Origin of the sequence: Pseudomonas lundensis (assembly GCF_001042985.1) — a bacterium.
Lineage (GTDB): Bacteria > Pseudomonadota > Gammaproteobacteria > Pseudomonadales > Pseudomonadaceae > Aquipseudomonas > Aquipseudomonas lundensis.
In genome coordinates, this window is record NZ_JYKY01000020.1 from 76,348 (window position 1) to 99,557 (window position 23,210).

Sequence of the window (23,210 nt, forward strand, 5' to 3'; positions counted from 1 at the left end):
ATTTGGCGGGGCTTTTTTTGCCCGAAAAACACCCCCCATTACATAATAGCTAAAGGCCATTATGCGCAACTTTTTGCACACCTCACTGTGGGTAAGTGTGTGGATACATCGCTGAAGCCCTTACTGTTCAATACATACAAGCAAGTGCGCAAGAAGTTGCACAGTACTGCGCAACTTCTTGCGCACTTTTTCGAGCTTTCCCTAACTTTTCACGGGTAAATTACCCCTCTAAAAATCCAAAAAAAAATAACTACCGTATAAACAAGGCTTTAAAAAACAGTGGCATGAAAGTTGATTACCCACTTAGTTCCCATTCAGGCCTGCGGGGCTGAATTCACTCTTTTCATGGGTAAAAAACATGTTCGCGCAGGCCAATACAGCTCACTTTTCCTTGCTCATCCCGAACGTGCGTAACGACTTCAAAGTCTTGGCATTCAACGGCAAGGAAGCGATCAGCCAGCTGTACGCCATTCGCATCGAGTTGGTCAGCGAAAGTTCGAATATCGATCTCGAATCATTATTGTGCCAGCCCGCTTTTCTACAGTTCGGCCATAAAGGCGAAGGGCTCCACGGCCATATCGAAGAGGTATACGTCGGGGAATCCGGCAAGCGCCTGACGCGTTATAGCGTCAGCCTTGTACCCGCTCTGCACTACTTGCAGTTCAGCCAGAACCCGCGCATTTTCCAGCACCTGAGCGTGCCGCACGTGCTGGCCAAGGTGCTTGGGGGCCATGGCATCCAGGCAGATGCTTACGCCTTCAACGTCCACCACAGCCCGGTGCGTGAATACTGCACGCAATACGCCGAGACTGATTTTGAGTTCTTGCAGCGCCTGTGCGCCGAAGAGGGTATCGCCTGGCATCACCAGCACAGTAAAGACGGCCACTTGCTGGTCTTCACAGACACCCAGACCTACTTCCCTCTTTTGGGAGAAACGCCTTACCAACAAGGCACTGGCACCGTGGCTGACCACCCAGTGATTCAGCAGTTCTCCCAGCGCCTGAGCACCCGGACCAGCACCGTCACGCGTCGCGACTACGACCTCAAGCGCCCCAGCCTGCTGCTGCAAAGCGATTTCACGGCAGACTTTGCCCCCGCGCTTGAGGACTATCAGTACCCGGCGCTGATCGACAGCGAGAAGCGCGGCAGGCAACTGGCCCGGCAAGCCCTGGAGCGCCATCGCAGCGACTATCGCCTGGCTGAAGGCCATAGCGATCAGCCCGTGTTACGCAGCGGCCACTTCTTCACCCTGACCCAACACCCGCGTAAAGCCTGTAACGACTTGTGGTTGCTGCTCAGCGTCCATCATGAAGGCCTGCAGCCCCAGGCGCTGGAAGAGTCCGTCAGCAGCGATGTGCAACCCGCAGACGGCTTCACCCAGGGTTATCGCAACCAGTTCAGCGCCATCCCGTGGGACGTGTTCTACCGCCCGCCCCTGACACCCCCGCGCCCTCCGCTCGTGACCCAGACCGCCCGTGTGACCGGCCCGGAGGGCCAAGAGATTTTTTGCGATGAACTGGGACGCGTGCGGATCGAGCTGCCATGGGACCGGGCCGAACTGGACAGCGACAAAAGCAGTTGTTGGGTACGCGTGTCATCGAGCTGGGCGGGCAAGCATTTCGGGGCCAGTACCCTCCCCCGCGTCGGCATGGAGGTGGTGGTCACCTATGTCGAAGGAGACCCCGACAAACCGCTGATCACCGGCTGCGTGCCCAACACATCAACACCTGTGCCCTACCCGCTGCCGGCCAATAAAACCCGAACAGTGATGCGCAGCCACAGCTCGCCGCACACCGGCGGTTACAACGAACTGTCAATTGAAGACCGTGCCGGGCAGGAAAAAATCTTTCTGCGGGCACAGCGCGATCTCGAACACATCGTGCTGAACGACAGCGACACAACAATCGGCCGTGACCGCGCCGAACACATCACCCGCGACAGCCGCAGCCTGATTGATAACGACCGTTTCGAGCAGGTTGGCGGCAACAGCACCAGCCTGATCAAAGGCAACGAACAGCACACCACCCAAGGGCTGCGCGACACCGTGATCGAAGGCAACGAGCAACTGTCGGTCACCGGCAACAGCAGTACCCAGGTCGACGGCACGTGGGTGATGCAGGGGGGAGCCCACGCCCATGTCACCGCGACCCACGTGGTCATCAACGCCGGGGCCAGCTTGACCCTGAGCGCGGGCGGCCAACACATCGTGATCAATGGCGGGGGGATTTTCAGCAGCGTGCCGATCGTGGTCGGCGGTGCGCCCGTGCCCGGCGTCGCGCCATTACAGGCAGCCCAGGCGCAGGCCATCGCTGCCAAACCTCTGATTGCGCCCACACTGGCGGCCCTGATGAAGGCCAGTAAAGCCAAGGGGACTGACTTCTGCCCCCTCTGCGAGGCGTGCAAAGACGGCGTCTGCCTGCCGCAAGGAGCCACATCATGAGCCTCACCACCGTCGTGCAATGGATGAGCGAACAGCGTCAACTCGGCCAGGCCATTGCCCTGGTGCTGGACTCCGAAGACGAGCGCGAGACCCGTCAACAGTTGTTGCGAAGCTGCGATTACGAACGCTACTGCGGGGTCTATCACCAGACCCCGGTCAGCGAACTGGCCGATGCCGGGCCCTTTATCTTCATCATCGAGCCCCGGGAATACGCCGTGCTCGAAACACTGCTGGCCGAGCCGCAGCGCCACTGGGGCTGGCTGGCCAGCCTGCCCCAACAGCAACTGCCCGCCCTGACCCGGCACTGGCGCGAACGCATCATCACCGGCACCCGCCCGAATCAGGCGCTGTACCGTTTCCACGACAACCGGGTACTGGCCCGGGCGCTGGCGTTCATGCCAGAAGACGCTCGGCCCGGCTACCTGGGGCCTGTCACCAGCGTGTGTTACTGGGCCCAATCGCGCTGGGACGTCACCCACAACCCCGCGCCCGGTGAACACCCCGTGCCCGACCAACCGGCGTGGCTCAACGTCCCGGCCCCGCCGTTGCTGGCCATCGACATCCTGCACACCAATATCTACCGCTACCTGTGGGCCGAACGCAGCGATGAAATGCTCGCACTCAGCCAGCATCGAGACCCGGACGAGTGGCTGGCCGAGCAACTGACCCAAGCGCGGCACTGGAACTGGAACACGCCCGAACAGCTGCACTTTTTAGTGCTGCACCGTTTAGAGACCCTGGAGCGGCCGCTGATAAAAAACTGGTCCCCCCGCGACCACGAAACACCCCAGGCCCACTTTGAGCGACTGTTGAGCGAAGTGCAGTTCTGGGCGGGAGAAACTCCCCTATGAAGCCTAACCTGCGTGCATGGCTCTTGAGCACCAGCATGAGCCTCCTAACCGGCTGCTCACTGACCCCACCCAAAACCTTCAACTTTCAGGCTGACGTACCTGAAAACTTTACGGTGACGGGCACTGCCAACTACAAACCCGCGCCCGGTGAAACCTGCATCGCCCCCACCGGCGAAGCGTTCACGACAGGCAGCCTGTTTTTCAAGCCGGAGCAACCCAAAACAGCCCATCAGGTTGAGTTCAAAGTCCCACTGACAGACGACGACCATGGCTGCTCGATGATACTGCGAGGGCTGAAGCTGACTATTGAGGGGCAATGGGGGCCCCGCGAATTAGATATGGGACAAGAAACAGCCAGTTTTTCTGTTTCAGACGAACCCTCAGAACAAACGCCCGTAGTTCAAGTGTTCAAAGGGCAATGCCAGTGGTTATTCAGAACTATGGGTCCATATCGCTACATCGTAAAAATTCCAAAGTGCAGAGCCTTGAATACAAACGGCGACATGGAAAAACGCATGATCGGCGGTCGTTTGCACCGCGATCAGTTGGCGGACTCAACGGTCAAGTTGGTGTTGTCTGTGGCGAAGGAAGAAGAACCAGCAGTTGGAGATAACTGGGTTAAGTTTCCGACGGGTTGGAAGCGATGTATGGGGAAAGGTCTGGATGATCGCTATGGCTTTTGCCGAGGAAACACCACCGATTTCAAACCCTTCAAAATGCCTGACGGTCGTGACTGCACTATTTACCCCTACTGCACTGAATAAGGACATTAAAAAATGAAAAAACATGTAAGCACGGAAAATTGTAAGCAGCTTCTACCCACCATCAAATGGGGGCAGGCTTTATGCCTAGGAGCTTTTACTTTGGTGGTATCGGGCTGCTCCGTCACCCCACCCAAAACCTTCACTGTTCGGGCTGAAGTACCTGAAAACTTCACTGTAACGGGTACTGCAGATTACGTACCCGGGCCAGGCGAGTCCTGCACGGGCCGATCCGGAAAACCATTCCGCATAGGTCGTCTTCACTTTAAACCAGAACAACCTAATACGGCACATCAGGTTGAATTCAAAGTGCCATTGACTGACACCGAACATGGTTGCCCGACAGTGCTTCAGGAACTCACGATGAATATTGAGGGACAGTGGGGCAAGCGTGAACGAGACATGAGTTTGGCGTCTGCCGGCTTTTCTATCAGTCAAGAACCCTCCGCGCTGTCCCCCGCCACGTCAACACCACAGGCCCAGGTTTTTAACGGGCAATGCCAGTGGCTGTTTCGCACAGTTGGGTCCAAGCGTGTGATCAGAAAAATACTGCAATGCAGGGCCGTGGGTGCAAATGGCGAAATGGAAAAACGCATGATTGGTGGCAGGTTACACCGCGATCAGTTGGCGGACTCGACAGTCAAGTTGGTGTTAAGTGTGGCGAAGGAGGAAGAGCCTTATTTTAACCGCTACTGGATTAAGACAGCCGCTGGCTGGAAACCCTGCAAAGGAAATTGGGGTAGGGATATAGAAGAGCTGTGTGTGACTCCGCCGCAATTCAAAAAATTCAAAATGCCCGATGGTCGTGATTGCTCTGTCTATCCCAATTGCACTGAATAAGGATGCTCGTTATGAGTACATACGAAAAAAAAACCGATTGGGAAGAACCCGTATTCAGTGCGGATATGCTCGCGTGTCCTTTGAAAGAAAACTGGGTAAGTTTTCAACTCGTTGACGAACAAGGGAAGGGAGATGCCTATGCAGGGCTGAGCTATACCTTGAGAGATAGTGCAGATCAAATATACCGAGGCACTCTGGATTCTGAGGGCTTCGCGAAAATCAAAGAGTGTTATAAGGGCCCTGTAATTTTATGCCTTGATACTTCCTACGCTGGCAGTGAGGTGACGTATAACGACCTGAAAATTAGAAAATCTTACCCGCTCCCCATCACCGAACTCCAAGTCCGAGCAGAAAAAACCCAATTTTTTCACAAAGACGGCTTCCGTACCGAACACAACCCTGCCAATAAGAACGACGGCAATTTCATTCAGGTGGAGGTTCGCGACCTGGTTAAAAACGGCGCGCATTTACCGCCGGTGGTTGACCGTCACTACCCGCCCAAAAAAGCACTGCTTGACGCCGTGGCCCAGTTATCGCCGGGGCAAGACGCGTCCGACCTGTACGGTGTCGGGCTAATGCCTAATCGCCATAGCGTGCTGGAAGTTCGCCCTCTGCGTGCCTTCAGGCCCCTGCTTTCAACCGCGAATGAATTCAGCGCCTTGAATTTGTATCAGCTCTCCATCATGGCCGGGCTGAGTTATTCGGATTTCGGCCAAAAGCCGCCCGTCAGGCCTACCCATACAGTCGAATTCAAATTTAACCCCAGTGTTGGCAACTTTTTCGGGGATGCCCTGGCAAACTTCCGCCAAAGCTGGAGGGTCGAAAAAGACCAATCTTCGGTCACCCGCTATTACCCCCTTTATGAAGAGGTGCCCTACTCCAAACGCTTCGAAATCCTGCCCTTCGACCCCACGCTTTATGAAATGAATTTGCCGGAGAAAGAAAAGAAACAGGAGCACCCGGCAAAGCTTCATTTTTTCAACGATCATGATGAGTTCATTTTGAGTGGTAAAAGCACCCAGGCCTATATCACGCACCATGATGAAATCATCCTGATCGGCATACGTGGCACGCTTGAAAAGGCAGACTGGTGGCGTGATGCCGATGCTGTACAAGTGCCTTTTGAAGAGGGTGCTGGTCATGTTCACCATGGTTTTTACGATGCCTACAAGGCGATGAAAAACTTCATTAAGGAATACCTCGATCGCTTTCACACGGGGCAAAAAGTCATCATCTCGGGGCATAGTCTGGGCGGGGCAATCGCTTTGCTGCTAGCCGAAGCATTAAGAAACTCCCCGGATGACGACTACGACATCCTCCTCTACACCTACGGCGCGCCACGCGCGGGTGATGCGGCTTTCGTCGAGGCCGCCAGGCCGCTGGTTCACCATCGTATGGTCAACAACGACGACGTGGTGCCCAGCGTACCCGCGCCCTGGATGAATGCCCGGCGTACCATCTGGCTTCCGGGGCTCGCTTCGCTGTTTGTGATCAACCCGGTGATGGCCATTTTGATTTTTGTCGGAGGCCTGGTGCGGGTCGGCGGCAAACCGTATGAGCATCACGGCACGTTGCACCACTTCATGCCCGTGCGTTTCGGCGCCGAGGAAAAATCTTCCATTCTCTGGAACCCCGGTTGTGCCTCTATCGAAGAGGCCGCTTGCACCCGCGCCCTGGCCAAGGACGGGGACCTTCCTTGGCGCGGTGGTTTAATCCAACAGTTCATGAGTTTTGGGGATCACAGTTTGGCGGGCGCTTACATCCCGTTCTCATGGGCCACCTTGCGGCGCTGGCAGCAAACCGAGAAAGACAGTCAGACGGTGGTCACCAACCGTGAGTACAGGCTGGTCAGTGAGGCGCTGCAAACCATGCGCAAACAGGTGTTGAACAAGAGCAGAGAAGCCGCCGACACCAAGGGGTATGCCAATAACGAGCCCGACTACATTCAGACCGTCAACGACTATTCAGGCGAGTACGGCAAGCTGGGCACGGCCCTGCAACGCCTCAAAACCCAGAACGATCGTTACCTGACCCTTAAGGATGTCTACGGCACCGCCGCGCAGTCTGACCAGTTGCAACCCACGCTGGATCGCTGGATGGCCCAGCGCGAGAACCAGGTGCAGGTGCAAATCGCGATGATCCCTCAGCTCACGGGGTATGACTTGGAGGTCGCTTCAGCCGGGAAGCCATATTTCCTGGACTTAGACTCCATTGTGTAACGCCTCGCCAGCAGCCCGGTTGCGCCAGTCACCGGGCTGGAAGTTGTGTTTTGCGGTGTTCATATCGATAGGGTCACACAGGCGCTGATCGCTGCGGCCTACAGTTCGCGTCGAACACACGGACAGGTCATCCCGTGGGGCCACTTCTATGTTTAAAAAAGGATTTTTTTAAACATCAGAAAGGATTTCGATGTGAATGGACCCACTGTCGGCCCGATTCTGGGCTACACCACTGCTCACCATGCGCGCATTTTTCTGCGCGGCGCCCCCAGCCAGGATGACCCGGTTTTCGCAGGCATTCGGCATCGTAAACGCGGCGAACCGCTGTGGTCTTCGGGTGTTTACTCAAAGCTCGATGACGCCTACGACATGTCCGACACCCTGGTGCTGGACAACCTTGAAGCCGACACGCCCTACGAATACCAGGCGGGCTGGTTCAACACCACGCACCCCGACCACACCGCCGAAACCGTGGCAAAGATACCGCTGCAATGGCCACAAACCGTTTACACCTTCAAGACTGCAAGCACCGAACGCAATCGGGCACGTCGTTATATCGTGGGGTCTTGTCGCTACCTCAGGCTCACCTTGGGCGTGCCGTCTGCGCCCGAACTCGGGGACGCCATTTTCAGCGCGATTCAGTCGCTGTCAGCCCACCAACCGCTCGATGCGCTGCTGATGATCGGCGATCAGGTCTACGTTGATGATTTGAACATCGTGGCGCCCGACCGTGATTACCCCTCCATCGCGCACAAATACCGCTGCGCCTTTTCTCAGCCTCACATCCGCACCTTAATGTCGGGCACACCGACGTACATGATTCTCGATGACCATGAAATCGAGGATAACTGGCCCGCCAATCAAAGCAGCACCGACAAAGCGCTTTATCAAAATGCCATCCGTGCTTATGAAATCTATCAGTGCAGCCATGGCCCGGCGCTTGAGCGGCTGCCCGACGGACACATCAACCGAAAGGCATCGCGCTATTGGTACTCGTTTGCCGACGGCGACAGCGACTGGTTTGTCATGGATTGCCGCACGCAGCGCACACTGAAGGGCAGCGACAAACGCATGCTGGGCGTCGAGCAAGAAAACGCGTTACTTAAATGGCTGATCCAGAGCCCGGCCAACGTGAAATTCATTGTCAGCAGCGTGCTGGTCTTCCCCGACCAAAACAAACATGGCGACGATGGCTGGCAGGCTTACTCAGCCCAGCGCACACGTCTTCTTGAGACCATTCGTACCAACAAGATCAAAAACGTCATTTTTGTATCCGGCGATATTCATGGCTCATTGACCAGCCAATTGCGGCATAGCCAAGACCCTGACTTCCTCGTACACAGCATCGTTTCTTCGCCGCTGTGCAATTCAAAAATGCTGCCCTACGCCAAAGCCAACAACCTGATCTTCGACCGCCCCTTGGCCACCAACAGTGCCGGCGCTTATGAGGTCTCAATGACCAGCCGCATGATCAGCGAAGACAATTTCGCTTGCCTGACGCTGCAAGCGGACCAGTTAACCGTGGACTTTCACGATAAAAAAGGCAGAAAAATCGAATCCGTGACCCTCGCCCTGATGTGAAAGTCATAAATCTGAAACGTACGACAGTCGGCATGCAGGAATGGGACTGCCTGCCGATAACCCCATATAGCACTTAGCCTGCATGCTCACTTGTCAGCGCAGTGAGCATGATGCAACCTTGCTCAAACCGCAGTAACAGGCGCCAGCCCATGCGTAAACAGCATTTGTGAAGCGAGTTTCCCGATGAAAAGCCAACCCGATGCTGTCCCGCGAGCGGCAGCCGAGGTCGTCACGCAGTTACCTGTGCCTTCCCGGCTCGGGATGCTGCGTTTCGAGCGGCTTAATGACGCCAGCTGGGCACTGCTTTACCTGGACCCTAATTGCGAGCGCCAATTCGGCTTGCCGGCCGTGGAGCTGTGTTCGTTGCTGGGGTCGCCTTATGCCAGCCTGATGGAACCGCAAGCACGCTACCGGTTGCACGACGCAATCCAACTCCAGTTGGGGGTCAACCCGTATTACGTGGTGCATTACACCCTGCACACCTCCTTGGGCGCGCTGAGCCTGATGGAACTGGGCGAAGCCTACAAACAACATAATCGGCACCTGTTACGTGGCTACCTGCTGGTGGTTGAGTCGGCCGTCAACAGCGCGCCCCCGGTGCCGCTGGATGATCTCGAAACCCAGAACTCCCGCTTGCAGATTGCCCTTGAACTCAACCAGCGCGCCCAGCAAGAGCAACTTCAGCACCTGGAGCGTGTCCGCGCCCAGCAAGACTTGATTCTGCGCCTGGCCCGCCATCGTTATAGCCAGAACAACTCCCTGCAAGAAGCCGCGGAGCTGATCACCCGCAGCGCCTGCGACATCTATCAAATCGACGGCGCCAGCCTGTGGAACCTCGAAGGCAACCGCCTGCTGCCTATTTCCGCTTACGAGCGCGAAAGTAATGCCTACGTCGCCCACGATATTTTCGATGCCAGCGACTTCCCGGATTACCTCGAAGCCCTGCACACCAGCCGCTCGATTGACGCGCAAAACGCCACCTGTGACCCACGCACCCGCGAACTGGCTGCCAGCCTCAGCCGGAGCGATGTTAACGCCATGCTCGACGCCAGTATCCGCATCGATGGTCAGGTGGTGGGCGTGCTATGCCTTGAGCAAACAGGTAGCACCCGCGTGTGGCAGGCCGATGAAATAGCCTTTGCCGGAGAGCTGGCCGACCAGTTCGCGCAGGTCATCAACAACCACAACCGGCGCACGGCCACCAATGCGCTGCATCTGTTCCAGCGGGCCGTGGAACAAAGCGCAAATGCCTTCTTGCTGGTCAATTGCGATGGCGTGGTGGAGTACGTAAACCCCAGTTTTACAGCCATCACCCAATACAGCACCGAAGAAGTGCAGGGTCACAAACTGTCCGAGCTGCCCGCGCTGGAGAACCTCAGCGAACTGCTGTTCGACGCGCAATCAAGCCTGAGCAAAAGCAACAGTTGGCAAGGCGAATTCAAAAGCCGACGTAAAAACCTGGAACCCTACTGGGGGCAACTGTCGATTTCCAAGGTCTACGGCGACAACCGCGAGTTGACGCATTACATCGGTATTTATGAAGACATTACCGAGTCCAAACTGGCCCAACAGCGCATCGAGCGCCTGGCCTATACCGACAACCTGACGAATCTGGGCAATCGCCCCGCCTTCATTCGCAACCTTGATGAACGCTTCAACCGTCACGATGACGCCCCGCTTTGCCTGCTGCTGGTGGACATCGACAATTTCAAACGCATCAACGACAGCCTCGGTCACCAGACCGGCGACAAACTGCTGATCAGCCTCGCACGCCGCCTGCGCAATAGCCTGAGCCCTAGCGGCAGTCTGGCGCGGTTTGCCAGTAATGAGTTCGCGGTGTTGCTCGACGACACGGACCTTGAAGCCGGCCAGCAGATGGCCTGCCAGTTGTTGATGACCCTCGACAAACCCATGTTCGTCGACAACCAGTTAATCAGCGTGACCGGCTCGGTAGGCGTGGCCAGCGCACCGCTGCACGGCCGCGACCCGCAAACCTTGATGCGTAACGCAGGCCTTGCCCTGCACAAAGCCAAAGCCAATGGCAAACATCAGGTTCAGGTGTTTACCGAAGCGCTGAACGCCGAAGCCAGCTACAAGCTGTTCGTCGAAAACAACCTGCGCCGCGCCCTGACCCAAAACGAGCTTGACGTCTTTTACCAGCCCAAACTGTGCCTGCGCACAGGCCGGTTGCTGGGGATGGAAGCGTTGCTGCGCTGGAACCACCCGGAGCGCGGCATGATCCGCCCTGACCAGTTCATCAGCGTGGCCGAAGAAACCGGCCTGATCATCCCTATCGGCAAGTGGATTGCACGTCAGGCCTGCCGCATGAGCAAGCAGTTGAGCGCCGAAGGCCTGGGCAACCTGCAAGTCGCCATTAACCTGTCGCCCAAGCAGTTTTCCGACCCCGACCTGGTTGCCTCGATTGCCAGCATCCTCAAGGAAGAACAACTGCCCGCGCGTTTGCTGGAGCTGGAACTGACCGAAGGCCTGCTGCTCGAAGCCACCGAAGACACTCACCTGCAGCTCGACCAACTGAAAAAACTGGGCCTGACCCTGGCCATGGACGATTTCGGTACGGGCTACTCATCGCTCAGCTACTTGAAGAAATTCCCGATCGACATCATCAAGATCGATCGCAGCTTCATCAATGAGATCCCGGACAACCAGGACGACATGGAAATCACCTCAGCTGTGATCGCCATGGCGCACAACCTCAAGCTCAAAGTCGTGGCCGAGGGCATTGAAACCGCCGAGCAACTGGCCTTCTTGCGCCGCCATCGCTGCGATGTGGGCCAGGGCTACCTGTTTGACCGACCGATTCCTGGCAGCGAACTGGTGGAAAAACTCAAACGCTACCCGCGTGGCCCTCTGGACTGACAGCGCCGCAACACTCGGGCACACTGGCGGTCTACATTTTTACAAACTGACTGAGAGGGCTTGAAACATGGTCTTGCGCTCGGAAATCCTGGTGAATAAAAACGTGCTACCTACCCCTGAACAAGCCCTGCCGGGCCGTGAAACGCCTATGGTGCTGCCCGAAAAGCATTTCGTGTTCGAAAACACCCCGCTGCTGGGCCCTTTTATTGGCAATGTCGGCTTTGCCATTTTCGGCCTGGGTTGTTTCTGGGGCGCGGAACGCAAGTTCTGGCAAAAAGATGGCGTGGTCAGCACCGTCGTGGGCTATGCGGGCGGCTCGACCCCCAACCCGACGTACGAAGAAGTGTGCTCGGGCCTGACTGGCCACACTGAAGTCGTGCTGGTGGTCTACGATCAGGACAAGGTCAGCTATGAAGCACTGCTGAAAATGTTCTGGGAGCTGCACGACCCGACTCAGGGCATGCGCCAGGGCAACGACATCGGCACCCAATACCGTTCGGTGATCTATTGCACCACGCTTGAACAACTCGCAGTCGCCAAGGCCAGCAAAGAGGCCTACCAGGCCGAACTGACCAAAGCAGGTAAAGGCACCATCACCACTGAAATCGATGAGGCCCCGACGGTGTACTTTGCCGAGGCTTATCACCAGCAATACCTGGCCAAAAACCCTGAGGGTTATTGCGGGATTGGCGGCACAGGCGTGACCTGCCCGATTTAACGCCATAACGCGTTAACCGTGTCACACCCGTCGCAGTATCACGCAGCGCGTCACCGACTACAGAAACCCGTCACCCTGTGGTCGCTGCCACGCTACGTGAGGCTGTGATTCGATACCGCCGCCGACTGCGCCCACCCACAACACACCGCCCTGGCCGTCAGGGTGTGATGGCAATGCCTTATTCCGCGATCAACCATTCCATCTGCCAGCCGCCCTGGGTTTGCCCCAGTTTTTTGGCCAACCACGGCAACAGCTCGCGCAGCTCTTCTTCCAGACCCCAAGGCGGGTTGGCAATCGCCAAGCCCGAGCCATTGAGGCTATTGGGCGTGTCGAGCGGGTGGACAAACAACTCCACCTGCAAGAGCTTCGGCGCGCCTGAACCCGCCAGGTCCTGATAAAAACGACGCAGCTGACGCTTGTCCTTGATCGGGTACCAGATCGCGACAACGGTCTGACGCATCCGACTGATGGCATCTTTGAGCGACTCTGCGCAGCGTTTCATTTCGTCGAGCTTTTCAAACGGCGGATCAATCAGCATCAGTCCGCGCTTTTCGGCCACGGGCAGCAGCGCACGCGGCACGTGCCAGCCTTCACCCAAATGCACCGCAACGCGGCGATCGCCCTTCATGTTGTCTTTGAGCAACACACCATCTTGCGGGTGTTTCTCGTTCAATAACACGCGGTCCTGAGAGCGGGTCAAACGCCGCGCCAATTCAGGCGAACCCGGGTAGTAACGCAACTCACCGTCCGGGTTCATCTTGTGCAGCACGTGCATGTAATCCGCTGTCACGGCGGGCAAGTCTTTCTGCCCCCACAGGCGTGCAATGCCCTCCAGGTACTCGCCGGTGCGAGTGGCCTGATCCCCTTGAAGGTCGTACAAACCAATGCCCGCGTGGGTATCCAGGTAGGCAAAGGGCTGCTCTTTACGCGACATCAAGGCGATGAGGCGGGTCAAAACAATATGTTTAAGGACGTCAGCATGGTTGCCGGCGTGGAAGGCGTGACGATAGTTCATGGTTGCTCCTGCGCAGGGGGCGAAGTTTACCCTGTGCAGCCCCTACCGTCAGGCGTTATGCCCAATACAGTGCCAGACGGTTTAGCAGGTCAAATCGCCTGAGGCTCCAGCACCAGATGTTGCGTGCTTGGGGCATCGTTTTGCCAGGCAGCCGAGAAACTGTGATCCGCATCTGCAACCAGCGCACTTCCATCGAGCACCTCTACGCGAATGACGTAGTGTGCAACGCTTTCAGGGACATGGTCATCGTCGAAATGAAACGCAAAATCCCACGGTTCCCTGATGGAGGTGGGCTCACTGATAAAACCAATCTGCTTTCGAACACCGTCAGCCTGGAGAATAAATAGCTGGATCGTCCAAACGTAATGGCGTTGAAACTGAAACGGTATTTTATGAAGTGAAATATCACCGCGAAGTACTTTAGTGCTCATCTGCTAACTCCTGAATGAAGGCGCTCAAAAGCGAGCGCTGATGAGAGGCTAGTCGAGATCATTCGGGCAAAAACAGTCTCAGACGCTTCCCGGCAGTCACCCGGATTTTTCATACGGCAAGCCGGTCTGTGCGCCTTATCCGCAAAGCCCACTGCAAAAAAAACCGCCTCCAGAGAGGCGGTTTTTCAGGTGTCGACACTTGAGCAAAAGCTCGATGGACTTATTGGTTCAGCTTGAAGTCTTTCTCGGCAGCATCAAAGCGCTCAATCATCTTGCTGCTTGGGCCTTTGCCCATGGAGCTGACCGCCAGAATGGCGATGCTGGCGAAGATGAAGCCCGGGATGATCTCGTACAGGCCCAACAATTCGAAGTGCTTCCACACGATAACCGTGACAGCGCCGACCACAATACCGGCCAATGCGCCGTTACGGGTCATGCCTTTCCACAGCACAGAGATCAGAACCACGGGGCCGAACGCGGCACCGAAGCCTGCCCATGCGTAGCTCACCAGGCCCAGAACGCGGTTGTCAGGGTTGGCCGCCAGTAAGATGGCGATCAACGCAACCACCAGCACCATGGCGCGACCGACCCACACCAGTTCTTTCTGCGAAGCATTTTTGCGCAGGAAGGCTTTATAGAAGTCTTCGGTCAGGGCGCTGGAACATACCAGCAACTGGCAGCTCAAGGTGCTCATCACGGCAGCCAGAATAGCCGACAGCAACACACCAGCAATCCATGGGTTGAACAGCAACTTGGCCAGCTCAATGAATACACGCTCAGGGTTTTCGGTCACGGGACCAGCCACTTCAGGGTGTGCCGAGAAGTAAGCGATACCGAAGAAGCCCACGGCAACCGTACCGGCCAGGCACAGGATCATCCAGGCCATGGAAATGCGACGCGCCTTGGCGATCGATTTCACGGAGTCGGCAGCCATGAAGCGCGCCAGAATGTGCGGCTGGCCGAAGTAACCCAGACCCCAGCCCATCAGCGAGATGATGCCGATGAAGGTCGTGCCTTTGAGCATGTCGAAGTTGCTTGGGTCTTGCGCTTCGATCGCCAGGAAGGTGGTATCCACGCCGCCGGTCGCCAACAGCACAATGATGGGCGTCAGGATCAACGCGAAAATCATCAGGGTGGCCTGAACGGTGTCCGTCCAGCTGACCGCTAGGAAACCGCCGACGAAGGTGTAGGCGATGGTCGCTGCAGCGCCCGCCCACAGTGCGGTTTCGTACGGCATGCCGAAGGTGCTTTCGAACAGGCGGGCACCGGCCACGATGCCGGAAGCACAGTAGATGGTGAAGAACACCAGAATCACGATGGCAGAGATGATCCGCAGCAGGCCGCTCTTGTCTTCAAAACGGCTGGCGAAGTAATCCGGAAGGGTCAGTGCATCGCCGTTGTGCTCGGTCTGTACCCGCAGGCGACCTGCCACAAACAGCCAGTTCAGGTAGGCCCCGGTCACCAGACCGATGGCAATCCAGCTTTCCGACAGGCCGGAAACATAAATCGCACCCGGTAAACCCATCAACAACCAGCCGCTCATGTCGGAGGCGCCAGCGGACAATGCCGTCACAACGCTACCCAAACTACGGCCGCCAAGAATGTAATCAGACAGGTTATTGGTGGAGCGATAGGCCATGAAGCCAATCAGCACCATTGCCACGATATAGATCACGAACGTGATCAGGGTTGGGTTACTAACACTCATTGAATTAAGCCCTGGCATTGTTTTTATGTTTAGCAGCGGTCTGGTGGGACGCTCACAAACGTCCTGTTTGAGACGAAGAACATAGCCGCGCATTTATAACTGACGTTTCCCCAGGAAAATCATCAGCCGATGAACCAAACAGTGAAGCGGTTGCACCTTAGCGGCGAATGCTATGCAACAAAGCAAATCAGGTGCAACCAGTTTTTGTCTGACAAGTTGCACCTTGTCGCCTTTTCATCTCAATTCGGTTTTTTTGCTCCTTTTCGGAGCAAGAACCGCACATAAGCAAAGAAAAAGCACCAACGCTGTGCAAAAAAATCCAGCCAAGGAAAATTCCTGACGAAGTGTCGAACAATCCTCAAAAAAACGGGTTGCACTAGGTTGCACCTCGTTGTGCGCGGAGCTAATCTTGCCGCCAGCTGCTGCCGCGCAAATGCGGCACCCATGAGGATAAAAATATGGCTACCACCACCCTTGGGGTCAAACTTGATGACCCGACCCGCGAGCGCCTGAAGGCCGCCGCGACTTCGATTGATCGCACGCCCCACTGGCTGATCAAGCAGGCAATCTTCAATTACCTGGAAAAACTCGAGGGTGGTGCAACCCTGACCGAGTTGAGCGGTATCCCTGGCGCGGCCAGCGATGACGCCGACGACGTGCAAACCGATCACGCGCACCAGTGCTTCCTGGAGTTCGCAGAAAGCATCCTGCCACAGTCCGTACTGCGCGCCGCGATCACCTCGGCGTATCGTCGCCCGGAACCTGAGGTGGTGCCGATGCTGATCGAGCAGGCCCGTCTGCCTGCGCCGATGTCCGAAGCCACGCAAACCCTGGCGGCCTCGATTGCCGAAAAACTGCGCAATCAGAAGAGCGCCGGTGGCCGTGCAGGCATCGTTCAAGGCCTGCTGCAAGAATTCTCCCTGTCGTCTCAGGAAGGCGTGGCCCTGATGTGCCTGGCCGAAGCGCTGCTGCGCATCCCGGACAAAGGCACCCGCGACGCGCTGATTCGCGACAAGATCAGCACCGGCAACTGGCACCCGCACTTGGGCAACAGCCCGTCGCTGTTCGTCAACGCCGCGACCTGGGGCCTGTTGCTGACCGGCAAACTGGTCTCGACCCACAACGAAGCAGGCCTGACCTCCTCCCTGAGCCGCATCATTGGTAAAAGCGGCGAGCCGATGATCCGTAAGGGCGTCGACATGGCCATGCGCCTGATGGGCGAACAGTTTGTAACCGGCGAAACCATCGCTGAAGCCCTGGCCAACGCCACGCGCTTTGAGGCCAAAGGCTTCCGTTATTCCTACGACATGCTGGGTGAGGCAGCACTCACCGAGCTTGACGCGCAAAAATACCTCGCGTCCTACGAGCAGGCGATCCACTCCATCGGCAAAGCGTCGAATGGCCGCGGCATTTATGAAGGCCCTGGCATTTCGATCAAGCTGTCGGCCCTGCACCCGCGTTACAGCCGCGCCCAGTACGAGCGTGTGATGGACGAGCTGTACCCGCGCCTGCTGTCGCTGACCTTGTTGGCCAAGCAATATGACATCGGCCTGAACATCGACGCCGAAGAAGCCGATCGCCTTGAGCTGTCGCTCGATCTGCTGGAGCGTCTGTGCTTCGAACCACAACTGGCGGGCTGGAACGGCATCGGCTTCGTGATTCAGGCTTACCAGAAGCGCTGCCCGTACGTGATCGACTACGTCATCGATCTGGCACGCCGCAGCCGTCATCGCCTGATGATCCGCCTGGTAAAAGGCGCCTACTGGGACAGCGAAATCAAACGCGCCCAAGTGGAAGGCCTGGAAGGCTATCCGGTCTACACGCGCAAGGTGTACACCGACGTGTCGTACCTTGCCTGCGCGAAAAAACTACTGGCCGTGCCAGAAGCCATCTACCCGCAATTCGCAACCCACAACGCCCAGACACTGTCGGCCATTTACCACATCGCGGGTCAGAACTATTACCCCGGACAGTACGAGTTCCAATGCCTGCACGGCATGGGCGAACCGCTGTACGAGCAAGTGGTGGGCAAAGTCTCCGAAGGCAAGCTGAACCGTCCTTGCCGCGTGTACGCACCGGTCGGCACCCACGAAACATTGCTGGCGTATCTGGTGCGTCGTCTGTTGGAAAACGGCGCTAACACCTCGTTCGTGAACCGCATTGCCGACCACAGCATTTCGATTCAGGAGCTGGTGGCCGACCCGATCGCGCAGATCGAGCAAATGGCTGCGCAGGAAGGTGGCTTCGGCTTGCCACATCCGCGCATCCCGTTGCCGCGCGACCTGTATGGCAGCGAACGCGCCAACTCCAGCGGCATCGACATGGCCAACGAACACCGCCTGGCGTCGCTGTCCTGCGCCTTGCTGGCCACTGCACACAATGACTGGAAAGCCGCGCCGATGCTCGGTTGCGCGTCCAGCACTGAAACCCCGGCCCCTGTGCTCAACCCGTCCGATCTGCGTGACGTGGTTGGCCACGTGCAGGAAGCCACGGTTGAAGACGCCGATAACGCGATCCAGTGCGCCCTGAACGTTGCGCCGATCTGGCAGGCCACCCCGCCCGCCGAACGCGCGGCCATTCTGGAACGTGCTGCTGACTTGATGGAAGCCGAGATCCAGCCACTCATGGGCCTGTTGGCACGTGAGGCGGGCAAGACCTACGCCAACGCCATCGCTGAAGTCCGCGAAGCCGTCGACTTCTTGCGCTACTACGCCGTACAGGCACGCAACGACCTGACCAATGATGCCCACCGCCCACTGGGCCCAGTGGTGTGCATCAGCCCGTGGAACTTCCCGCTAGCCATTTTCAGCGGTCAAGTGGCTGCCGCGCTGGCTGCCGGTAACCCGGTACTCGCCAAACCTGCCGAGCAAACGCCGCTGGTGGCGGCACAAGCAGTGCGCATCCTGCTGGAAGCCGGTATCCCGGAAGGCGTCTTGCAACTGCTGCCGGGCCGTGGCGAAACCGTGGGTGCCCGTCTGGTCGGCGACGATCGCGTCAAAGGCGTGATGTTCACCGGCTCCACCGAAGTCGCCCGTCTGCTGCAACGCAACATCGCGGGCCGTCTGGATGCCCAAGGCCGTCCAATCCCGCTGATCGCTGAAACGGGTGGCCAGAACGCCATGATCGTCGACTCCTCGGCGCTGACCGAACAAGTGGTCATCGACGTGGTGTCCTCGGCCTTCGACAGTGCCGGTCAGCGTTGTTCGGCGCTGCGTGTCTTGTGCTTGCAGGAAGATTCGGCTGATCGCGTCATCGAAATGCTCAAAGGTGCCATGGCCGAATCGCGCATGGGCAACCCTGAGCGCCTGTGCGTGGACATTGGCCCGGTGATCGACGCCGAAGCCAAAGCCGGCATCGAAAAACACATCCAGGGCATGCGCGACAAGGGTCGCAACGTGTACCAGATGGCCATTGCCGACATCGAAGAGTGCAAGCGTGGCACCTTCGTCATGCCGACCCTGATTGAACTCGAAAGCTTTGACGAGCTGGAGCGCGAAATCTTCGGCCCGGTGTTGCACGTGGTTCGCTACAAGCGCAAAGACCTCGACAACCTGATCGCGCAAATCAACGCGTCGGGCTACGGCCTCACGCTGGGTGTACACACGCGCATCGACGAGACCATCGCCAAAGTGGTCAACAGCGTCAATGCGGGCAACGTCTACGTGAACCGCAACATCGTCGGCGCCGTGGTCGGCGTGCAACCGTTCGGTGGTGAAGGCCTGTCAGGCACTGGCCCGAAAGCCGGTGGCCCGTTGTACCTGTTCCGCCTGCTGTCGACCCGTCCGGCCGATGCCATTGAGCAATCGTTCGCGAAAGTTGACGCCATCAGCGCGCCAGACACCCAGGCCCGCGAAGCCTTGAGCAAACCCCTCAAAGCGCTGCAAAGCTGGGCACAAAACAATCAGCAAGCGGCCTTGGCCGAACTGTGCAGCGAGTTCGCCGCCCATTCGCAAAGCGGTATTACCCGCCTGCTGAATGGCCCGACGGGCGAGCGCAACAGCTACGCCATCCTGCCGCGCGAACACGTGCTGTGCCTGGCCGACACTGAAAGCGACCTGCTGACTCAACTGGCTGGCGTTCTGGCCGTGGGCAGCTCGGCGGTCGTGCCGGACAGCGAATTGGCCAAAGCCTTGCTGACCCGCCTGCCCAAAGAAGTACAGGCACGCATCAAACAGGTCGCTGACTGGACCAAGGACGAGGTGGTGTTCGATGCCGTGCTGCACCATGGCGACTGCGACCAATTGCGCGATGTGTGCCAGCAAGTGGCCAAACGTGCGGGCGCTATCGTCGGCGTGCAAGGTCTGTCCCAAGGCGAAACCAACATCGCACTGGAACGCCTGGTGATCGAGCGCGCTCTGAGCGTCAACACCGCTGCAGCGGGGGGTAACGCCAGCTTGATGACCATCGGTTGATGCCGTAACCGTCAGCTGAAAAAAACCGGGCACCTGTGAAGGTGCCCGGTTTTTTATGGCCTGCGAACAATCAATCCCGCAGGCGCGTTTATTCAATGGGCATGTCAATCACAAGTGACGACGTCACGATCAACAACACCCACATAACGCCCCCACCGACTGCGCACACGCTTTCGCCAAGACTCAGTGCCTGGTTCTGTTTGCCTTGAAGGTCGTTGTGCAGAAAATTAATCGCCTTCTGAGCCCCTGCCAGTCCCCAGCAGCAGAGCGCCAACACCCCTGCGTGAAGCACAAACAGGACGGGTTCCGGCTCCATCAACAGGGTGGCGTTCGAGACGATCCAAGCGGTAAACAGCACGATGGCGCGGGCGGTCGGAAACCACTCATAGTCGCGACCGGACTCAACGAGTGCGCGCTGCACTTTGCTGAAGAGTGAAAAAACATACAACAAACCGATACCACTTCTGAAGGCAGGCCACACATTAACGCCGGTCGAACGCTTGTACTGCCTCCACTGCAAATAGAACCAAATTATCAAGTACCACCCCATGGTGATGGCGTACATGAAGATGAACTTTTTGATCGACATCACATGAAACTCGGCGGGCTTAACGCCCGCGAGTGCTGTGTCCTGTGTCATAGGGGAGTTCCAGACGAATGAAAGCGGCGACATTGCTCCCTTCCACAGCGCCGAAACATCATCCTGTTCCGAGTTTTATGCAGGACAAATCTCAACCATATGAACGACTCAGTCGTTAATCAAACCCGATCCGGGACTTCAATATTGAAATACCCCAGCACGTTTATGCCCTTGCCATAGGCCTCGTGCACCTGCGCACTTTTTTGCAGCAACTCGGCGCTGGGCTTGGCATGGTGTTTCGGTGGGAGTGATGTCGACCATTCAACAATGGACTTCGGAAACGTCGCCTTGGGCCGCGTTTTTAGCCATTGAGCCAGTCGGCAGGGCAAGGTCCAGCCGCTACACCACTGAACCATCAAAAATCCAAAGCAGTACGCCAGCGCCGAGTGGGTGTCGCGGTATACCCGGCGGCACTGATGGAAGTGGGCAACAGTGCCGGGGGTGCATGCTTCATCCGTCAACAACGTGTCCCGCATCCCCCGCAGCTGCCCTTCTTCCATATAAACCCGAAGTGCTTCCCACTCGCTGATCGCCAGTTTCAGGTTATCCCTGGGAATGCTCATCCATTGCAGGGCGCCACTGGCGCGGTCATGCAATCCGATCATCAACGAAGCAGTCACCTTTACGTGCTCATTGACAGTCCGGCTGAGCGTAACCCCCGCAACCACTTCCTCCCACGGCACGATAAACGGCGGCTGGCCGTGTTTGGGCGCATACGCCACTTCGCGGCGCTGGCGATTAAAACGCATGCAGGGATGAGTCATATCGCGTTTGACCCACTTATAGAGAAACATCCCAACGGCGATCAACAGGAACCCTGCACCCCCCAGCACATAGGCATTGTTAACGTTATCGATCAGCACACGCCTGAAATCATGCCCTTGGGCGTAAGCGCCTAAAGAAATAATCACATTCAAAATCGTAAAAATTAAAGCCACACTCACTAAGAATCCCGCAGCCAGTCGAAACTCAAACTCGAAATTACGGACGCCAGGTCCCACATCTATAAACACATCACTCGTGTGTCGATTTATCTTCTGAATACTAAAGGGCGTAAACCCCGTTGGAACCGGCTGGGGCGCTAGAAACAACATTTCACAATCAGCGGCTTTAGCATGGTCGCCCGCGCGCGGTGTGTGCTCATATCGATCTTCATTCATTTAAATCACCCTTTTTGACTGCTGCCGCAGGCCCTCACGTCATGACGAGCCCGTACTCCAAACCGGAGGGTTAACCCTGCGACTTGGCTCTCTACCCCATCAACCTCCAGCGCCTTCGCCGCCTGTTTGAACCCTTGTTGTTTAATCTCGGGATGCACTGTCGCCTTCACCCAACAGGGGACATAGGCCTGCCAGCACCAAGGGTATGGGCTTTATCTCGCCCTGCGCTCATGCCGTGAGGTCCTCAACGCAGTGGCTGCGAGAGAGCGCCAGTTCGGCGGCGTGTGTAATGCGCTGGGCAGGCGTGAGCGAGGACGGTCGGGTCAGCAATTCGACGATGTCGGGATGCTGTGTCACCCCGTCATGCCCTAATAACACTTGCACGTTGGCGTACAGGCAGATGTCGTGTTCACTGCTGAATCCCAACCCATACGCCTCCTCGGTGATTTGGCGAATCCACGCCCAGCGCGCTGGCGCGTCCTGACCGATCGGCGCATGCGGGAATGTTCCACGCACGTGCTGATGCAGGTTGATCCAGGTAGACCGCAGACGAACCTCATCAAGCAAGGCCACCTGGCGATCACACAGCGCATACGGTTGAGGCCCCAAGGGCTGAGGCAGATCACCGTTGCGCACATGGTGGTGCCACGCATCGCTGACCACATCCGGCAGCACCACCTGCTCCATCGGGCCGAACATGTGTGGCGTGTGCGCGCTGGCGGCATGGGTGAGCAAGGCGTGCATCACGGCGGGGTCAGCCACCCGCAACCAGACATTCGGCCCTTGCGGGTACTGCGCATTGAGCAGCGCGCGCAAATGACAGATGACCTCATAGGCGCTGGCCTGGCTGAAAATCAGGTAGCCCCATTCTTCAGCAATCTGCTTGAAATAAGGCTGCAAGCCCGACGTTTGCAGGCCGTTGAGCGTAACCAGGCAGGGAGAAACGGCATTGCAGGACGCCAGCGGTGTGTTGGCATACAACAGCTGGAAATCCGGCGCGTCGAACCACTCGTGCAACCGGACGCGTAGGTTGCTCACACTGATACCGTCCAGAAACAAATAGGCATTGCGCTGCCAAGGCAGGTCGCGAGGCAAGGCGTCAGGCGTCAGCATGAGCGCCTCCCACTGCAACGGTCTTTTTCAAGGTTTCGCACTGCGGACACGCCGGTGCCTTGAGGTTCAACGCCTGTATCTGGGTCGCCGGGTCCAGCTCAACACTGTGCAAGACTTCCACCGCGCCCGGTGTTAACGGCATCGCCGGCGTGCCCGGTATTGGCACGCCTCCCAGTTGGATGGGCGAACTGCAATAAATCCCCGCCGCACTGATGACGATATGCTGCCCGCCCGCCTTCAGCGTCAGCGCTGCGCCCGCTTCCAGCACCACCATGGCGCCCGCCTTGAGGTGGATTTCCTGCCCGGCTTCGGCCAGCACGCTCTGTCCGGCACGGGTATGGGCGCTGGTTGCAATGTGCAGATGATCGCTGCCCAGGATCTGCACTTTGCGGTCCGCGCTGACGGTGCGCTGTTCTTCGGCCTGGAGCACGCTGATGCTGTTGC

The 23,210-nt window shown here is 57.5% G+C and carries 15 protein-coding genes and 1 pseudogene; 9 read left to right on the plus strand and 7 right to left on the minus strand.

What is annotated here, in order from left to right; genetic code table 11:
* Positions 1–358 precede the first annotated feature (358 nt).
* The 8 genes from tssI to msrA all read left to right on the plus strand — a co-directional run bounded on the left by tssI (position 359) and on the right by msrA (position 12,287).
* Positions 359–2,440 carry a type VI secretion system tip protein TssI/VgrG gene (gene tssI / locus TU74_RS16075; RefSeq protein WP_048377073.1) on the plus strand — a complete coding sequence of 694 codons (2,082 nt, stop codon included), beginning with the start codon at positions 359–361 and terminating at the stop codon, positions 2,438–2,440.
* Positions 2,437–3,291 (plus strand): DUF4123 domain-containing protein, encoded by an 855-nt coding sequence (locus TU74_RS16080; RefSeq protein WP_047273061.1) that lies wholly within the window; start codon positions 2,437–2,439, stop codon positions 3,289–3,291. Before tssI ends, TU74_RS16080 begins: the two co-directional genes overlap by 4 nt.
* Positions 3,288–4,055, plus strand: coding sequence for a hypothetical protein (locus tag TU74_RS16085; RefSeq protein ID WP_048377074.1), 768 nt, complete (start codon positions 3,288–3,290; stop codon positions 4,053–4,055). Before TU74_RS16080 ends, TU74_RS16085 begins: the two co-directional genes overlap by 4 nt.
* Positions 4,056–4,067: 12 nt before the next feature.
* Positions 4,068–4,892: a hypothetical protein gene (locus TU74_RS23610; RefSeq protein ID WP_241485579.1), complete on the plus strand. Its 825-nt coding sequence runs from the start codon at positions 4,068–4,070 to the stop codon at positions 4,890–4,892.
* An 11-nt stretch (positions 4,893–4,903) separates the two neighbouring features.
* Complete coding sequence (locus TU74_RS16095) at positions 4,904–7,111, plus strand: lipase family protein (RefSeq protein WP_048377075.1); 2,208 nt, start codon at positions 4,904–4,906, stop codon at positions 7,109–7,111.
* 192 nt (positions 7,112–7,303) lie between these two features.
* Complete coding sequence (locus tag TU74_RS16100) at positions 7,304–8,692, plus strand: alkaline phosphatase D family protein (RefSeq protein WP_048377076.1); 1,389 nt, start codon at positions 7,304–7,306, stop codon at positions 8,690–8,692.
* Positions 8,693–8,875: 183 nt separating this feature from the next.
* Positions 8,876–11,569: a putative bifunctional diguanylate cyclase/phosphodiesterase gene (locus tag TU74_RS16105; protein WP_048377077.1), complete on the plus strand. Its 2,694-nt coding sequence runs from the start codon at positions 8,876–8,878 to the stop codon at positions 11,567–11,569.
* A 67-nt stretch (positions 11,570–11,636) separates the two neighbouring features.
* Entirely contained in the window at positions 11,637–12,287 is a 651-nt protein-coding gene (gene msrA / locus TU74_RS16110; RefSeq protein ID WP_048377078.1) for a peptide-methionine (S)-S-oxide reductase MsrA, read from the plus strand.
* A 178-nt stretch (positions 12,288–12,465) separates the two neighbouring features.
* Here the strand turns inward: msrA and TU74_RS16115 are convergent, their stop codons facing one another.
* The 3 genes from TU74_RS16115 to putP form a co-directional block, all read right to left on the minus strand.
* Positions 12,466–13,302: a 23S rRNA (adenine(2030)-N(6))-methyltransferase RlmJ gene (locus TU74_RS16115; RefSeq protein WP_047291535.1), complete on the minus strand. Its 837-nt coding sequence runs from the start codon at positions 13,300–13,302 to the stop codon at positions 12,466–12,468.
* A gap of 89 nt (positions 13,303–13,391) precedes the next feature.
* A complete protein-coding gene (locus tag TU74_RS16120) occupies positions 13,392–13,733 on the minus strand; it encodes a hypothetical protein (protein WP_048377079.1) in 342 nt (113 codons plus the stop codon).
* A gap of 220 nt (positions 13,734–13,953) precedes the next feature.
* The gene (gene putP, locus TU74_RS16125) at positions 13,954–15,441 is read right to left on the minus strand and encodes a sodium/proline symporter PutP (RefSeq protein WP_047291531.1); all 1,488 of its coding nucleotides are present in this window, start codon (positions 15,439–15,441) and stop codon (positions 13,954–13,956) included.
* Positions 15,442–15,899: 458 nt separating this feature from the next.
* Here putP and putA point away from each other — a divergent pair, with 458 nt between their 5' ends.
* On the plus strand, positions 15,900–19,853 hold the full coding sequence (putA, locus tag TU74_RS16130; protein ID WP_047291529.1) for a trifunctional transcriptional regulator/proline dehydrogenase/L-glutamate gamma-semialdehyde dehydrogenase: 3,954 nt from the start codon (positions 15,900–15,902) through the stop codon (positions 19,851–19,853).
* Positions 19,854–19,941: 88 nt separating this feature from the next.
* On the opposite strand, the gene TU74_RS23170 is transcribed toward putA, so the two are convergent.
* The 4 genes and pseudogenes from TU74_RS23170 to TU74_RS24940 all read right to left on the minus strand — a co-directional run.
* A complete protein-coding gene (locus tag TU74_RS23170) occupies positions 19,942–20,526 on the minus strand; it encodes a hypothetical protein (RefSeq protein WP_139048367.1) in 585 nt (194 codons plus the stop codon).
* Positions 20,527–20,612: 86 nt separating this feature from the next.
* On the minus strand, positions 20,613–21,653 hold the full coding sequence (locus tag TU74_RS23175) for a hypothetical protein (RefSeq protein ID WP_053070026.1): 1,041 nt from the start codon (positions 21,651–21,653) through the stop codon (positions 20,613–20,615).
* 228 nt (positions 21,654–21,881) lie between these two features.
* Entirely contained in the window at positions 21,882–22,766 is an 885-nt protein-coding gene (locus TU74_RS16145) for a DUF4123 domain-containing protein (protein WP_053070027.1), read from the minus strand.
* Positions 22,753–23,210, minus strand: a pseudogene (locus tag TU74_RS24940) (type VI secretion system tip protein VgrG); the annotation flags it as partial. The pseudogene TU74_RS24940 and the gene TU74_RS16145, both read right to left, overlap by 14 nt.

Coding starts and splice junctions, on each gene's coding strand:
- TU74_RS16115 (WP_047291535.1), bottom strand. CDS start 13,302: ATGAACTATCGTCACGCCTTCCACGCCGGCAACCATGCTGACGTCCTT.
- TU74_RS16145 (WP_053070027.1), bottom strand. CDS start 22,766: ATGCTGACGCCTGACGCCTTGCCTCGCGACCTGCCTTGGCAGCGCAAT.
- TU74_RS16105 (WP_048377077.1), top strand. CDS start 8,876: ATGAAAAGCCAACCCGATGCTGTCCCGCGAGCGGCAGCCGAGGTCGTC.
- TU74_RS16080 (WP_047273061.1), top strand. CDS start 2,437: ATGAGCCTCACCACCGTCGTGCAATGGATGAGCGAACAGCGTCAACTC.
- msrA (WP_048377078.1), top strand. CDS start 11,637: ATGGTCTTGCGCTCGGAAATCCTGGTGAATAAAAACGTGCTACCTACC.
- TU74_RS23610 (WP_241485579.1), top strand. CDS start 4,068: ATGAAAAAACATGTAAGCACGGAAAATTGTAAGCAGCTTCTACCCACC.
- putA (WP_047291529.1), top strand. CDS start 15,900: ATGGCTACCACCACCCTTGGGGTCAAACTTGATGACCCGACCCGCGAG.
- TU74_RS16095 (WP_048377075.1), top strand. CDS start 4,904: ATGAGTACATACGAAAAAAAAACCGATTGGGAAGAACCCGTATTCAGT.
- putP (WP_047291531.1), bottom strand. CDS start 15,441: ATGAGTGTTAGTAACCCAACCCTGATCACGTTCGTGATCTATATCGTG.
- tssI (WP_048377073.1), top strand. CDS start 359: ATGTTCGCGCAGGCCAATACAGCTCACTTTTCCTTGCTCATCCCGAAC.
- TU74_RS16120 (WP_048377079.1), bottom strand. CDS start 13,733: ATGAGCACTAAAGTACTTCGCGGTGATATTTCACTTCATAAAATACCG.
- TU74_RS23170 (WP_139048367.1), bottom strand. CDS start 20,526: ATGTCGCCGCTTTCATTCGTCTGGAACTCCCCTATGACACAGGACACA.
- TU74_RS16085 (WP_048377074.1), top strand. CDS start 3,288: ATGAAGCCTAACCTGCGTGCATGGCTCTTGAGCACCAGCATGAGCCTC.
- TU74_RS23175 (WP_053070026.1), bottom strand. CDS start 21,653: ATGAATGAAGATCGATATGAGCACACACCGCGCGCGGGCGACCATGCT.